Source organism: Mesorhizobium sp. B2-5-11 (assembly GCF_006440835.1).
Lineage (GTDB): Bacteria > Pseudomonadota > Alphaproteobacteria > Rhizobiales > Rhizobiaceae > Mesorhizobium.
Window position 1 is genome coordinate 22,626 of record NZ_VFUK01000006.1, and the last position, 13,534, is coordinate 36,159.

14 protein-coding genes and 1 riboswitch are annotated in these 13,534 nt (G+C 63.4%); of the genes, 4 read left to right on the forward strand and 10 right to left on the reverse strand.

Features of this window, described 5'->3' with window-relative positions:
• The first annotated feature begins 172 nt into the window (after positions 1–172).
• Positions 173–1,165 (forward strand): AraD1 family protein, encoded by a 993-nt coding sequence (araD1, locus tag FJ490_RS19375; protein ID WP_140550479.1) that lies wholly within the window; start codon positions 173–175, stop codon positions 1,163–1,165.
• Between the two features lie 214 nt (positions 1,166–1,379).
• Here araD1 and FJ490_RS19380 read toward each other — a convergent pair whose 3' ends face one another.
• On the reverse strand, positions 1,380–2,153 hold the full coding sequence (locus tag FJ490_RS19380) for an ABC transporter substrate-binding protein (RefSeq protein ID WP_140496622.1): 774 nt from the start codon (positions 2,151–2,153) through the stop codon (positions 1,380–1,382).
• Positions 2,154–2,251: 98 nt separating this feature from the next.
• A complete protein-coding gene (locus tag FJ490_RS19385; protein ID WP_140496624.1) occupies positions 2,252–3,346 on the reverse strand; it encodes a 2'-deoxycytidine 5'-triphosphate deaminase in 1,095 nt (364 codons plus the stop codon).
• Between the two features lie 77 nt (positions 3,347–3,423).
• A riboswitch (SAM riboswitch) is annotated at positions 3,424–3,501 on the forward strand.
• A gap of 57 nt (positions 3,502–3,558) precedes the next feature.
• On the opposite strand from FJ490_RS19385, the gene FJ490_RS19390 reads away from it, so the two are divergent.
• Complete coding sequence (locus FJ490_RS19390) at positions 3,559–4,746, forward strand: O-succinylhomoserine sulfhydrylase (RefSeq protein WP_140560866.1); 1,188 nt, start codon at positions 3,559–3,561, stop codon at positions 4,744–4,746.
• 21 nt (positions 4,747–4,767) lie between these two features.
• Here the strand turns inward: FJ490_RS19390 and FJ490_RS19395 are convergent, their stop codons facing one another.
• From FJ490_RS19395 to FJ490_RS19405, 3 genes are all read right to left on the reverse strand, one after another.
• A complete protein-coding gene (locus tag FJ490_RS19395; protein ID WP_140496628.1) occupies positions 4,768–5,094 on the reverse strand; it encodes a BrnA antitoxin family protein in 327 nt (108 codons plus the stop codon).
• The gene (locus tag FJ490_RS19400; RefSeq protein WP_140513255.1) at positions 5,078–5,347 is read right to left on the reverse strand and encodes a BrnT family toxin; all 270 of its coding nucleotides are present in this window, start codon (positions 5,345–5,347) and stop codon (positions 5,078–5,080) included. The genes FJ490_RS19395 and FJ490_RS19400 overlap by 17 nt, the downstream gene beginning before the upstream one ends.
• Before the next feature lie 107 nt (positions 5,348–5,454).
• A complete protein-coding gene (locus FJ490_RS19405; RefSeq protein ID WP_140560867.1) occupies positions 5,455–6,606 on the reverse strand; it encodes a ceramide glucosyltransferase in 1,152 nt (383 codons plus the stop codon).
• 231 nt (positions 6,607–6,837) lie between these two features.
• Between FJ490_RS19405 and apaG the strand changes: the two genes are divergently transcribed.
• Entirely contained in the window at positions 6,838–7,230 is a 393-nt protein-coding gene (apaG, locus tag FJ490_RS19410) for a Co2+/Mg2+ efflux protein ApaG (protein WP_140496634.1), read from the forward strand.
• Between the two features lie 137 nt (positions 7,231–7,367).
• On the opposite strand, the gene FJ490_RS19415 is transcribed toward apaG, so the two are convergent.
• The 3 genes from FJ490_RS19415 to FJ490_RS19425 form a co-directional block, all read right to left on the reverse strand.
• The gene (locus FJ490_RS19415) at positions 7,368–8,399 is read right to left on the reverse strand and encodes an Hsp33 family molecular chaperone (protein ID WP_140513251.1); all 1,032 of its coding nucleotides are present in this window, start codon (positions 8,397–8,399) and stop codon (positions 7,368–7,370) included.
• Between the two features lie 123 nt (positions 8,400–8,522).
• Complete coding sequence (gene argF, locus FJ490_RS19420; RefSeq protein WP_140496638.1) at positions 8,523–9,434, reverse strand: ornithine carbamoyltransferase; 912 nt, start codon at positions 9,432–9,434, stop codon at positions 8,523–8,525.
• Between the two features lie 15 nt (positions 9,435–9,449).
• On the reverse strand, positions 9,450–10,649 hold the full coding sequence (locus FJ490_RS19425) for an aspartate aminotransferase family protein (RefSeq protein ID WP_140685019.1): 1,200 nt from the start codon (positions 10,647–10,649) through the stop codon (positions 9,450–9,452).
• A 355-nt stretch (positions 10,650–11,004) separates the two neighbouring features.
• On the opposite strand from FJ490_RS19425, the gene FJ490_RS19430 reads away from it, so the two are divergent.
• Complete coding sequence (locus FJ490_RS19430) at positions 11,005–11,523, forward strand: GcrA family cell cycle regulator (RefSeq protein WP_140496642.1); 519 nt, start codon at positions 11,005–11,007, stop codon at positions 11,521–11,523.
• A gap of 104 nt (positions 11,524–11,627) precedes the next feature.
• Here the strand turns inward: FJ490_RS19430 and FJ490_RS19435 are convergent, their stop codons facing one another.
• Both FJ490_RS19435 and phoU read right to left on the reverse strand, forming a co-directional pair.
• Positions 11,628–12,635, reverse strand: coding sequence for a magnesium and cobalt transport protein CorA (locus tag FJ490_RS19435; protein ID WP_140496643.1), 1,008 nt, complete (start codon positions 12,633–12,635; stop codon positions 11,628–11,630).
• Between the two features lie 96 nt (positions 12,636–12,731).
• The gene (gene phoU, locus FJ490_RS19440; RefSeq protein ID WP_140513249.1) at positions 12,732–13,457 is read right to left on the reverse strand and encodes a phosphate signaling complex protein PhoU; all 726 of its coding nucleotides are present in this window, start codon (positions 13,455–13,457) and stop codon (positions 12,732–12,734) included.
• Between the last annotated feature and the right edge of the window lie 77 nt (positions 13,458–13,534).

The following is a 13,534-nucleotide window of genomic DNA, read 5'->3' on the forward strand; positions in this document are numbered from 1 at the left end:
ATACGGTCGCGGCGCTGCCGGCAATTCGCCGGCTTGAAGAAGTCCTTCAGGGACCGGGCTCGCGAGCGCAATCCGGACGAAGAGTTCAACCCGTGGCACGGCCAGTCCGAGCCGCGCAGGTCAGGGTTTGCCAGAAGGCAGCCATGCCAAGACATATGAGAGAGGACTGATCATGCTGATCTCGCAGATTCTCGACGACGCCGAGACCATCCGTGTCGTTGCCCGCACAGGCGGCAAGACCCGGATCATCAACGGCGCGCGCAGCGTCTATTCGCTGGCGATGGAAGCCGCTCGTACCGGCGTGGGCCTTGCCGCGTTGATCGAACGCAAGGGGCTCGGCGAGACCGTCGATCTCGACGCCGCCTACAAGAAGGGGCGGCTGCTGTCGCCGATCAATCATCCCGATCCGGCGCATCTGCATCTGACCGGCACGGGGCTAACGCATCTCGGCTCGGCGGCGACGCGCGATTCCATGCACAAGAAGCTCAGCACCGACGGCGAGGAGCAGCTCACCGATTCCATGAAGATGTTCCGCATGGGGCTGGAAGGCGGCAAACCCGCGAAAGGCCAGATCGGGGTGCAGCCGGAATGGTTCTACAAGGGCAATGGCACGATGGCCGTGGCGCCGGGTGCCGCGCTCCTGTCGCCGGCCTTCGCCAAGGATGCCGGCGAGGAGCCCGAGGTTGCCGGCATCTATGTCATCGGCGACGACGGCGCGCCGTTCCGGGTCGGCTTCACGCTGTCCAACGAATTTTCCGATCATGTGACCGAACGCGTGAACTACCTCTTTCTCGCCCATTCCAAGCTGCGCAACGCTTCCTTCGGACCGGAGATCCTGGTCGGCGACCTGCCCGCCGACATCAGGGGCTCCTCACGCATCTGGCGCGACAGCAAGTTGATGTGGGAAAAGCCGTTCCTGTCGGGCGAAGCGAACATGTCGCACACCATCGCCAATCTCGAACACCACCATTTCAAATATTCGGCTTTCCGCCAGCCGGGCGACGTGCATGTGCACATGTTCGGCACCGCGACCCTGTCCTTCGCCGACGGCATCAAGACCGAGGCCGGCGACGTGTTCGAGATCGAGGCCGGCGATTTCGGCCTGCCGCTGCGCAACCCGCTCGAAATCGAAAAGCCGGTGAAGGTGGCGGTGAAGGCGCTGTGAGGGTGGCCATCATTCCTTCTCCCCTGTGGGATCCGAAGGACGGGGCGAGACCCGTGGCTCGCCCCAGGGCAGTGGATCAGCGCGCAGCGCCGAGACGGTTGAGGGGTGCTGGCCGGAGTGAGGCGTTGGCGTTCCCTGGAACACCCCTCATCCGACCTCGCTTCGCGAGGCCACCTTCTCCCACAAGGGGAGAAGGTAAGAAGCGTCTCAGATCTCAATAAATATCGAAATCGAAATACTTGTCCTGGATCTTCTTGTAGGTGCCGTCGGCGACGATGGCGTCAATGGCTGCGTTGAGCTTGTCGCGCAGCGCCGTATCCTCGAGGCGCACGGCAATGCCGGCTTCGGTCTCGGTGCCCTTGACGTCGCCGACCATCTTGCAGCAACCGTCGCTCGCCTTCTTCATCCAGTCCATCAGCACGAACTTGTCGGAAAGGACGGCGTCGAGGCGGCCGTTCTGGAGATCGGTGATTGCCTCTTCCTGGGTCGGATAGAGCTTCGCTTCGGCGCCGGCCTTGCCATAGACGTCCTGGGCGTAGTTGGCCTGCGTGGTCGCCGCCTGGGCGCCGACCGTCTTGCCGGTGAGTGCCGCCGGTTCGGTCGAGGCGATGTCGCTGTCCTTCAGGGCGACGAGCGACAGCGGCGTCGTATAGTATTTGTGGGTGAACGCGACCTGCTTCTTGCGCTCCTCGGTGATGCTCATCGAAGCGATGATGGCGTCGAACTTCTTGGCCTGCAGCGCCGGGATAATGCCGTCCCAGTCCTGGGTGACGATCTCGCATTCGACCTTCATCTGCGCGCACAAGGCGTTGGCGATGTCGATGTCGAAGCCCTCGACCTTGCCGTCGGGCGTGATGGTGTTGAACGGCGGATAGGCTCCCTCGGTGCCGATCTTGATTTTCTCCGCCGCATGCGCCGACAGGGCGCCGGCACCAAGCGTCAGCATGGCGGCGGCCGCCGCCGATATTATCCATTTCGAAATCTGCATTTTCATTCCCCTTGAGCGCCGCCACGTCGGCGGCCGGCGAGGCAGCCAAGCATGGCGAGCCGGCGCAGGCAAGTATCTTGCCTGACGGTGATGAGCGTTCAGGGCGCGGCGCGAAAGTGCTTGGACAGCTTCAGGCCCTGCGCCTGGTAGTTCGAGCCGAGCTCGGTGCCGTAAAGCGCCTGCGGCCGCTTCAGCATATGCTCGTAGACCAGCCGGCCGACGATCTGGCCATGATCGAGGATGAACGGCACCTCATGGCTGCGCACTTCGAGCACGGCGCGGCTGCCGGTGCCGCCGGCCGCCGAATGGCCGAAACCCGGATCGAAGAAGCCGGCATAGTGGACACGGAACTCGCCCACCAGCGGATCGAAGGGCGTCATTTCGGCCGCGTAGAGCGGCGGCACATGCACCGCTTCCTGGCTGACGAGGATGTAGAACTCGTCCGGATCGAGCACCAGCTCGCCGGCGCCGCTCTTGTGGATCGGCTCCCAGAAGTCGACGATCTCCTGCGCCGCGCGTTTGTCGACATCGACGAGGCCGGTATGGTGTTTGCCGCGATAGCCGACCAGCCCGTCACTGTCGCCGTTGAGATCGATCGACAATGCGATGCCGCCGCCGGAGATGTTCGGCGGTTCGGTGGCGACCAGCATTTCGGCCCGGTGCAATTGATGCAACTCTGCTTCCGAGAGCAGCGCATTGCCGGTGCGGAAGCGTATCTGCGAAAGGCGCGAGCCGGCGCGCACGACGATCGGGAAGGTGCGTGGGCTGACTTCGAGATAGAGCGGACCATGATAGCCGGCGGCGATCTTGTCGAACTCGTGGCCGCGATCGGTCATCACGCGGGTGAAGATATCGAGCCGCCCGGTCGAGCTCTTGGGATTGGCGGACGCCGAAATTTCCGCCGGCAGCGCCAGGCTTTCGAGCAGGGGCACGATGTAGACGCAGCCGGTTTCCAGAACGGCGCCGTCGGCCAGGCTGATCTCGTGCAGCTTCAGCCGGTCGAGTTTTTCACTGACCTTGTGGTTGGGACCCGGCAGGAAGGACGCGCGCACCCGCCACGCCTTGTCGCCGAGCCTCAGATCGAGGCTGGCCGGCTGGATCTGGTCGGCGTCGAGCGCACGCGACGACTTCAGCGCGCCGGACTGGAACAGCGCCGCAATGTCCTGATCGGGAAGAATTCCTGTCTGCCGCAAAGTCTGGCTCCGCTCTGCTGGTACAAGTCTCTTAATGAAGCCGGCAATTGACGCAAGCGTGGCGCGGGTCTAAAGGGTCGTTATCCCGTGGTGATTTGGCCGGTCGGCTTGCAGCCACGTTAAACAAGTCGCTAAAGGACCGTCGGGCCGCAAGGCCGCATGGACCGGTTGCGACTTTTTCGCGGCCGGTTTTTTTATGTTTGGATAGGACGATGACGAGCAAGACGCGCAACTGGAAGCCTCAGACCGCACTCGTGCATGGCGGGACCCTGCGTTCCGGCTTCGGTGAAACTTCCGAGGCGATGTACCTGACCCAGGGCTATGTCTATGAAACGGCCCAAGCCGCCGAAGCCCGCTTCAAGGGCGAGGAACCGGGCTTCATCTATTCGCGCTACGCCAATCCGACCGTCGACATGTTCGAGAAGCGCATGTGCGCGCTCGAAGGCGCCGAGGACGCGCGCGCCACCGCGTCCGGCATGGCGGCGGTGACGGCAGCACTCCTGTGCAGCGTCAAGGCCGGCGATCATATCGTTGCGGCGCGCGCCCTGTTCGGCTCCTGCCGCTGGGTGGTCGAGACGCTGGCGCCGCGTTACGGCATCGAGGCGACGCTGGTCGACGGCACCGACATCGCCAATTGGGAAAAGGCGGTTCGGCCCAACACCAAGCTGTTTTTCCTGGAAAGCCCGACCAACCCGACGCTTGAGGTGGTCGACATCGCCGCCGTCGCTTCGCTTGCCAATTCGATCGGCGCGCGGCTGGTCGTGGACAATGTCTTCGCCACGCCGCTGCAGCAGAAGCCGTTGCAGCTCGGCGCGCATATCGTGGTCTATTCGGCGACCAAGCACATCGATGGCCAGGGCCGATGTCTCGGCGGCGTCATCCTGTCGGACAAGAAGTGGATCGACGAGAACCTGCACGATTATTTCCGCCATACGGGCCCCAGCCTGTCGCCGTTCAATGCCTGGACGCTGCTGAAGGGCCTGGAAACGCTGCCGCTGCGCGTGCGCCAGCAGACGGAGAGCGCCGGCAAGATCGCCGATTTTCTGGCCGAGCAGCCGGAGATCGCCCGCGTGATCTATCCCGGGCGCGCCGACCATCCGCAGGCTGACGTCGTGAAGAAGCAGATGTCGGGCGGCTCCACCCTGATCTGCTTTGACGTCAAGGGCGGCAAGCAGGGTGCCTTCGCCTTGCAGAACGCGCTCGACATCGTCCTGATCTCGAACAATCTCGGTGACGCCAAAAGCCTGATCACCCATCCGGCGACGACGACGCACAAGAACCTCAGCGACGAAGCGCGCGCCGAGCTCGGCATCGGACCCGGCACGCTCAGGCTGTCGGTCGGGTTGGAAGATACCGACGATTTGCTGGACGACATCGCGCAGGCGTTGAAGGCCCGATGAGGACTGGTGGCAGACCGAGGATTACAGACCTGCCGCTTTGCGCAACGCTTCGTTCATGCGCGTCTGCCAGCCATCACCACCGGCCCTGAAACGGTCGACAACATCGGCGTCGAGGCGCAACTGTACCGCACGTTTGGGTCGCGCAAGCGGCGGTCGGCCAACTTTGCGGCGCGAAGCGGCATCGGTCGGCTGCGCATCCGGATCGGCCTCGGCGGCGGCAGTGATCGCAGCATCTTCCTCGTCGGTCCTCGCGCCAAGCGCCTTTCTGGCGAGCCCCAAAGCATCAGCGCGCGACTGCTTTGGGGGAGTAGCCTCGCGGCGAACGATCGTCTTAGAGGTTTTCGACATAGTCCGTAATCTCCTGTCTCGTTGCCTTGCGTAGCGAAATTACCCGGATCGCATGGCTTCGCTCGACATAGACCATCACATAAACGCCAGCCTCGATCAGACCGATGGCAACAAGACGATCCTCGCCAAAATCCTCGCTGTCATCGAGCCGGATAACGGCATTGGCGAAATCGAAGGACGGAGCGATCGCGAAATCCACGCCATGCTTGGCCCTGTTTGTCTTTGCCTTGTTTTCATCCCACTCGAACAGCATCGCCGTCGGGGCGCTCCATAGGTTATTGTATACACAAAAATAGAGCCTAGTTCAACAATTTTTGTATATACGATAACCTTCCTCGACATCAAGCTGAACTGCCGACATCAAGCGCGGGAGGGCGTCTCTTCGAGCTCGGCCGCCTGGGTGCCGATGGTCATGGCGTTGCCGCGCCAGTCGACGGCCCCGCCCAGCCAACCGCGCATCCAGATCGCGGGCAAAATCAGGTCGCGTGCGATCATCGCGGTGACGATGCGCGGCGACAGATACCAGCCCTTTGCCGAGGCGAGCATGCATTCCGGCAGGTAGGCGAGCGCCAGCACGCAAAGCGCTGTCATGGGCAGGCTGACGCCGGCGCTGGCCGCGGCGATCAATGCCAGCACGAGCGGAGCCGCCACGCCGGTCAGGATCTCGGGTGCGAAGAACAGCGGAAAGGTGACGCGGCGCAGGCGCGCCCAGCGGGCCTGGCGCGACCAGATCTCGCCCGGCATGCGCTGCCCGAGCGGCTGCTCGAAGGGCGAAGCGACGAGATTGACGCGCAGGCCGAGCCTGTTGACCAGTTTGGTCGACGCGGCATCCTCCGCGATCTCGGCGGCGAGCGCACGGATGCCGCCATTGGCGTCGAGCATCTGCTTGTTCCACAACATGCTCTTGCCCTGGGCAAAGCCGAGGCCAAGCGCCTCGCCGGCATATTGCCAGCGCGCCTGCAGCGTGTTGAGGAAAGCGCATTCGACTTCTGCCCAGAAGCCGTCGGGCCGCGAACCGATCGGCGTCGAGCAAACCAGGCCGGTGTCCCGCCGCCATGCCGCCATCAGGTGCTGGACGTAGTCTTTCGGCATCAGCACGTTGGAATCGGCGAGAATGACCCAGTCGTGGCGCGCTGCCTCCCAGCCCTTGACGCAGTTGTTCAGTTTCGGGTTGGCGCTGACGCGGTCGTCGCCGGTGAGCAGGCGGGCCGGCACGGCTGGAAAGCGGGCAATCGCGGCGCGGATCGGCTTGACCGCGGGGTCGTCGGCATGGGCGACACAGAAGATCAGTTCGTAGCGCGGCCAGTCGAGCGAGAAAGCGCGCTCAAGCGTCTCATGGGTAAACGGCTCGACGCCGCGCGCCGGGATGACGATCGAGACAGGCAGCGGCTTGCCGGCCGGCGGCGCGATGGCGGCGCGCCGTTTCAGGCGCGAGCAGGCGAGCAGGATGCTGGCGAGATTTGAGGCGATGAGAGCGATCGAAAGCGAGCCGGTTATGAGAGCGAGTTCCATCGATATCCGGTCACTCCAGAAAACCCGGCCCGCTTGGCGGCCGTTTTCGACAGTTCGACAGAGCGCCCGAGTCGCCCGGCATTGCTGGTGCACACCATCATTGTCATGTGTCACTCAAATGACATTGTTTGTCGGCACCTGCCCTTCAGGGACAGCAACTCGGACGCGCACGGTTGATCGAACCGCAAAGAGCGCCGAATGTTCCACACCGGATTTGTTTTGGAGCCGCTCATGTACCGCGCCGTCACGCGCAACATCGAAGTGCAGGTCAGGCCGTTCTATCTCGAGGACCGCTCGGATCCTTCGGAAAACCGCTATGTCTGGGGCTACCAGATAACGATCGACAACCAGTCCGACGAATTCGTGCAGCTGTTGTCGCGCTATTGGCACATAACCGACGGCGCCGGCCGGGTCGAGGAAGTGCGAGGTGCCGGCGTGGTCGGCGATCAGCCCGAACTCAATCCCGGCGACAGCTATCAATACACGTCGGGCTGTCCGCTCTCGACCCCGTCGGGGATCATGGTCGGTCACTACACCATGCGCAACGAGCGGGGCGAGACATTCGACATCGCCATCCCCGCCTTCTCACTCGACCTGCCGGGGACAAGGCGGACGGTGAATTAGACGAGGCGAAATCGGCGACAGCGTCGTTCTCCCCGTCACTATACGGCGAGAAATGTCCGGCAGGAATGAGGGGCAGCGCCGCCCCTCATCCGCCCTTCGGGCACCTTCTCCCCGTAGAACGGGGAGAAGGTGGAACCCTACTGCGTCGTAAATTCCGCCGGGTCGAAGTCATATTGCGTCGAGCAGAACTCGCAGGCGACGTGGATCCCACCGTCCTCGGTGCTGTCCTTGATCTCCTGCGCGGAGAAGCCCTCGAGGATGCCGCGGATCTTGTCGCGGGAGCATGAGCACTGATCGGCGACGGGAACGCCGCCGAAGACGCGCACGCCATGCTCGTGGAACAGACGATAGAGCAGCCGCTCTGCGCCGATGGTCGGATCGATCAGTTCGGTCGGCTCGATGGTGCCGAGCAGCGCCAGCAATTCCTGCCAGGAATTGTCTGTGGGATCGTGGATCTCCTCGCGCGGATCGCCATCCCCGCCGGGCAGGTCAGGAACGCGCATGCGCTCGGAGGCCTGCGGCAGGAATTGCGCCAGGATGCCGCCCGCCCGCCACTGCTCGCGCGCGCCGCCGGGGCCGGGCGTCAAAAGCTTGGCGACCGAAAGCCGGAGATCGGTCGGGATCTGCTCCGACTGGCGGAAATAGGTGCGCGCGGCCTCTTCCAGGGTCTCGCCGTCGAGTTGGACGATGCCCTGGTAGCGCTGCGTGTGAGCACCTTGGTCGATGGTCAGCGCCAGCACACCATTGCCGAGCAGCGTTTGCTGCGAGGTCTCGCCGGCCGCAATCAGCGCCTCCAGCCGGTCGGCATCGAAGCGCGCATAGGCGCGCAGCGCCGAGGGCGTGGAAAAATCCGCGACCAGCATGTCGACAGGGCCGTCGGTGCGGGTCTGCAGGATGAACTTGCCCTCGAACTTGAGCGAGGTGCCGAGCAGCACCGTCAGCACACAGGCTTCCGCCAGCAACCGGGCGACCGGCTCGGGATAATCATGGCGGCCAAGGATCGCATCGAGCATCGGCCCGAGCTGAACGGTGCGGCCGCGCACATCGAGCGGGCCGACCTCGAAGGGCACAACGTGATCATCGCCGGCGTAACCGAATTCGCCGAGTTTGGGGTGATGTTCAGCCACTTGATGGGTTTCCAGCATGACAAAGCTCCAGGGCGCGGCCATGCCGCCCTTTGGGGAGCATGCGTCTAAACGCGCTTGATTTGCGTGATGCCGCGCAGATAGGCATCGCGCCTCCGGAGATCAAGTTCCCCGGCACGTCAAGCGCCAAGACACTTCAAGTCCACTTCAGGCCCCAAGACACCAGGCAAGCACGGCCTTCTGGGCGTGGAGCCGGTTCTCGGCCTCGTCGAAGACCACCGAATGCGGACCGTCGATGACCTCGTCCGTCACTTCCTCGCCGCGATGCGCCGGCAGGCAATGCATGAACAGCGCGTCGGGCTTTGCCTTGGCCATCAGCTTGGCGTTGACCTGGTAGGGCGAAAACACGTTGTGGCCGCGGGCGCGGTGCTCCTGGCCCATCGACACCCAGCAGTCGGTGACGATGCAGTCGGCCTGGTCGACGGCTTCCTCTGGCGAGCGGGTAAAGGAGAGCTTGCCGCCATGCGCCTTTGACCAGTCGACATGCTTCTGCGCCGGCTCGCTGCCTTCGGGCACGGCGACGTTGAGGTTGAAGCGGAACCGCGCCGAGGCTTCCAGCAGCGAATGCAGCACGTTGTTGCCGTCGCCGGTCCAGGCGATGGTCTTGCCGGCGACCGGACCGCGATGCTCCTCGAAGGTCATGATGTCGGCCATCAGCTGGCAAGGATGGGTATCGTCGGTGAGCCCGTTGATCACCGGGATGGTCGCATTCTCGGTCAGCTCCAGCAGCCGCTCATGCGACGTGGTGCGGATCATGATGGCATCGACATAGCGCGACAGAACCTTGGCGGTGTCGGCGATGGTCTCGGAGCGGCCGAGCTGCATCTCGGTGCCGGTCAGCATGATGGTCTCGCCGCCAAGCTGACGCATGCCGACATCGAAGGAGACGCGCGTGCGCGTCGACGGCTTGTCGAAGATCATCGCCAGCACCTTGCCTTCGAGCGGTTTCGAGCGCTCGCCCGCCTTGAGGCGCGCCTTGCGCTCCACTGCGTCGGTCAGCATGGAGCGCAGGTCGCCTTCGGAAACGGCGGAGAGGTCGGTGAAATGACGAAGTGACATCAGGAGCTTTCGAATTTACTTCGCGGCTTCAGCGGCGATGGCCTCGGACAGGGCCTTGGCGCCGGCGCGAATGCGCTCCAGCGCTTCATGGATCTCGCTGTCCGTGACGGTGAGCGGCGGCAGCAGGCGAATGACGTTGTCGCCGGCCGGAACCGCGAGCAGATGCTGGTCGCGCAGCGCCATGTTCACCTTGCCGTTGGGCATGGCGCATTTGAGGCCCAGCATCAGCCCCGTGCCCCTGATGTCCTCGATGACCTCGGGGAATTCGTCGGCCACCCCTGCCAACCCTTGCTTCAACAACAGCGCCTTGCGCTGCACATCCGCCAGGAAGCCCTCCTCCAGCACCACGTCGAGCACGGCATTGCCGACCGCCATGGCCAGCGGGTTGCCGCCGAACGTAGTGCCGTGGACGCCCGCGGTCATGCCGACAGCCGCCTCGTCGGTGGCAAGGCAAGCGCCCATCGGGAAGCCGCCGCCAATGCCTTTGGCGATGGCCATGATGTCTGGAGCGACCCCCGACCATTCATACGCGAACAGCTTGCCGGTGCGGCCGATGCCGCACTGGACCTCATCGTAGATCAACAGCAGGCCGTGCTGGTCGCAGAGCTGCCGCAGCCGCTTCAGCGACTGTGTCGGCACCGGGCGGATACCGCCCTCGCCCTGCACCGGTTCGATCAGGATCGCCGCGGTATCCGGCGTGATCGCCTTTTCGGCGGCGTCGATATCGTCGAAGCCGACCTGGTCGAAACCCTCGACCTTGGGGCCGAAACCTTCGAGATATTTGTACTGGCCGCCGGCCGCGATGGTCGCCAGCGTGCGGCCATGGAAGGCGCCCTCGAAAGTGATGACGCGGAAGCGCTCGGGATGCCCCTTGACGAAATGGTAGCGCCGCGCCGTCTTTATCGCGCATTCCAGCGCCTCGGCGCCAGAATTGGTGAAGAACACCTTGTCGGCGAAGGTGGCGTCGGCCAGCCGCTCGCCGAGCCGGCTCTGCCCCGGGATCTCGTAGAGATTGGAGACGTGCCAGAGTTTGGCAGCCTGCTCGGTGAGCGCCGCGACCAGATGCGGATGGCCGTGGCCCAGCGAATTGACGGCTATGCCGCCGGCAAAGTCGAGATATCGCTCGCCCTTGTCGGTAACCAGCCAAGTGCCTTCCCCGTGATCGAAGGCCAGGGGTGCGCGAGCAAAGGTCTCGAAAAGCGCCGAACCGCTCATTATATGCGTCTCCGGAACCGGAAAATCAAAAAAGCCGCCAAAGCGGCGGCCTTTGCGGCTTATCGGGTTTTTCAGCCATGAAGTCAACGAAAACGTCGCGTAGTGGCGCGCGGCAAGCCTCCCGACGGGACGCCGGCTCATAAGTGAGCTGGCAAGTTGGGGAAAACCGAAAAAACCGATTCGTGTTGCACTTCGGACTCTTGTCACCGAGTCAGCGCATAAGGTAGTTGTAGTCGGGAAATAACTAGATTTCGTGCGGCGGACCTAATCACCAGATATATGTGGTGTCTGCCCCAGCAGTGGTGCTGGGCCGGGAATGGATTCCGATTGCCGTACGCTTAGCAGGAGCGCGGTCATGAATTGGACTGACGAGCGGGTCGAACTCTTGAGAAAACTGTGGTCGGAAGGTCTGAGCGCAAGCCAGATTGCTGCCCAGCTTGGAGGGGTCAGCCGCAATGCCGTCATCGGCAAGGTGCACCGGCTGAAATTGTCGGGCCGCGGGCGCGCCACGGCAGCGCCGGCACGCCAGAAGAAGACGGCGCAAGGGTCGGGCGCGCAGAAATCGGTGTCGCGCCCCGCGAGTGCGACCCGCCACGTCACGACATCGATCGGAGCAACGGCGCTGCAAGCGCAGTTCGATGCCGAGCCGGTGGCCCGCCACTATATCCGGCCGGTCGAGAATGTGGTGGTGCCGATCTCGCGGCATCTCCAGCTCACCGAACTCACCGAGCGCACCTGCAAATGGCCGAACGGCGATCCGCTGTCGGAGGACTTCAATTTCTGCGGCAACGAAGCCGCCGAAACCGGACCCTATTGTAAATACCATGCCCGCGTGGCGTTCCAGCCGGCAGCGGAGCGGCGGCGGAATAGATAAGGGACTAAGGCAGTAGGGCAGTAGGGCAGTATGTTTTGAATTTGCGCTCCCGAGCGTTTAGCCTACTGCCTACTGCCTACTGCCTACTGCCTACTGCCCTACTCTCACAGCCATCCATTCTTGCGAAACCGCCAGTAGAGGAAGCTGCAGATCAGCGCGATCGCCAGCAGCACCATCGGGTAGCCGTATTCCATCTTCAGTTCCGGCATGTCGCTGAAATTCATGCCGTATATGCCCGCGAAGGCTGTCGGCACGGCCAGGATTGCCGCCCATGAGGCGAGCTTTTTGGAGATCGCCGTTTCCTGGCTCTGGCCCACCAGCAGGCTCGCCTCGAAAGCAAAGGCCAGCACTTCGCGCAAGCTGTCGATCTTTTCCTGGACGGTGCGGATATGGTCGGTCACGTCGCGAAACAGCGGGTGCATGGCTGAATGGATCTGCGGCAGGTCGGCGCTGGTCAGCCGGCGGCAGACCTCCACCAGCGGCAGTGCGGCATTGCGCAGCCGCAACAGATCGCGACGCAGCATATAAAGGCGTTCGATATCGGGGCCGGTCATCGGCTTCAGCAGGACCCGGTCCTCGATCGCCTCGACCTCATCCTCGATCTGCTCGAGCACCGGCATGTAGTTGTCGACGATGAAATCGAGAATGGCATAGAGGACGAAATCCTCGCCCTTGGCCAGTGAATGCGGGCAGCTTTCCCAGTGCTGGCGCACCACAGCATAGGATGTCGAAGGGCCGTGCCTGACGCTGACGATGTAGCCGCTGCCCACGAACAGATGCGTCTCGCCGAAGGTGACGCGGCCCTCGATCAGCTGCGCGGTGCGGGCGACGATGAACAGCGCATCACCATATTGCTCGATCTTCGGCCGCTGGTGCGGATGCTCGGCATCCTCGATTGCGAGCTCATGCAGATGAAATTGCGCCTGCACGCGCAGCAGAAGCTCGCGGTCGGGTTCAAGCAGCCCGATCCACACGACGTGTCCCGCTTTCCTGGCCCATGTGCCGGCTTCCTCGATCGGGATGTCGGCGATGCGGCGCCCGGCTGTGTAGACGCTGGAGGCGATGACGGCCGATGTCGGCGGCGCGGGCTTGAAGTCCCGGACATATTCCATCGCAGCCTCCCGAAGCACTGCCTTTGCTGGGAACCAGCAGGCTTGCCTCAGGGATAGTCTAGCGCAATACGACCAAGCGTTCGAGAAAAAGTGCGTTCACTTGACCGGCTGCGTTGCGGAAAGGCCGATCTTGTCCGTCTTGTCGCCCTTCGGCCGCTCGCTCGGCATCTGGTCGCCGGTGACGATATAGTAGATCGTCTCGGCAATGTTGGTGGCATGGTCACCGATGCGTTCGATGTTCTTGGCGCAGAACAGCAGATGCGTGCAAGGCGTGATGTTGCGCGGATCTTCCATCATGTAGGTCAGCAATTCGCGAAACAGCGACGTGTACATGGCGTCGATCTGGTCGTCGCGGTCACGTACGAAGCCGATCCTTTCGACCGAGCGCGAGGCGTAGACGTCGAGCACTTCCTTGAGTTGGGTCAACGCCAGGTCGGCCAGGGCTTCGAGGCCGCGGAACAGGCTGGTCGGCTGGCGCCCGTCGGCAACCGCCACCACACGCTTGGCGACATTCTTGCCGAGATCGCCGACCCGCTCGAGATCGGCCGAGATGCGGATCGCGCCGACGATCTCGCGCAAGTCCGTCGCCATCGGCTGGCGCCGGGCGATGATGATGATTGCCCTGTCGTCGATTTCGCGCTGGCCTTCGTCGAGGACGGCGTCGTCGCGGATCACCTTCTGGGCAAGGCCGGGATCGGCATTGACCAGGGCGGAGATCGCCTGTTCGACCATGCGTTCGGCATGTCCGCCCATGGCGGCGATGCGCTTCGACAGATCTTTCAGCTCCTCGTCATAGGCGCTGACTATGTGCACGGACTGCATGACCGGATGCCTTCCCACGGATGATCTGATTTTGAGTCGTTTCCTCGAATCCCCGCTGATACGCTAACCGGATGACA

Coding starts and splice junctions, on each gene's coding strand:
- araD1 (WP_140550479.1), top strand. CDS start 173: ATGCTGATCTCGCAGATTCTCGACGACGCCGAGACCATCCGTGTCGTT.
- FJ490_RS19380 (WP_140496622.1), bottom strand. CDS start 2,153: ATGCAGATTTCGAAATGGATAATATCGGCGGCGGCCGCCGCCATGCTG.
- FJ490_RS19390 (WP_140560866.1), top strand. CDS start 3,559: ATGACGAGCAAGACGCGCAACTGGAAGCCTCAGACCGCACTCGTGCAT.
- FJ490_RS19395 (WP_140496628.1), bottom strand. CDS start 5,094: ATGTCGAAAACCTCTAAGACGATCGTTCGCCGCGAGGCTACTCCCCCA.
- FJ490_RS19400 (WP_140513255.1), bottom strand. CDS start 5,347: ATGCTGTTCGAGTGGGATGAAAACAAGGCAAAGACAAACAGGGCCAAG.
- FJ490_RS19405 (WP_140560867.1), bottom strand. CDS start 6,606: ATGGAACTCGCTCTCATAACCGGCTCGCTTTCGATCGCTCTCATCGCC.
- apaG (WP_140496634.1), top strand. CDS start 6,838: ATGTACCGCGCCGTCACGCGCAACATCGAAGTGCAGGTCAGGCCGTTC.
- FJ490_RS19415 (WP_140513251.1), bottom strand. CDS start 8,399: ATGGCCGCGCCCTGGAGCTTTGTCATGCTGGAAACCCATCAAGTGGCT.
- argF (WP_140496638.1), bottom strand. CDS start 9,434: ATGTCACTTCGTCATTTCACCGACCTCTCCGCCGTTTCCGAAGGCGAC.
- FJ490_RS19425 (WP_140685019.1), bottom strand. CDS start 10,649: ATGAGCGGTTCGGCGCTTTTCGAGACCTTTGCTCGCGCACCCCTGGCC.
- FJ490_RS19430 (WP_140496642.1), top strand. CDS start 11,005: ATGAATTGGACTGACGAGCGGGTCGAACTCTTGAGAAAACTGTGGTCG.
- FJ490_RS19435 (WP_140496643.1), bottom strand. CDS start 12,635: ATGGAATATGTCCGGGACTTCAAGCCCGCGCCGCCGACATCGGCCGTC.
- phoU (WP_140513249.1), bottom strand. CDS start 13,457: ATGCAGTCCGTGCACATAGTCAGCGCCTATGACGAGGAGCTGAAAGAT.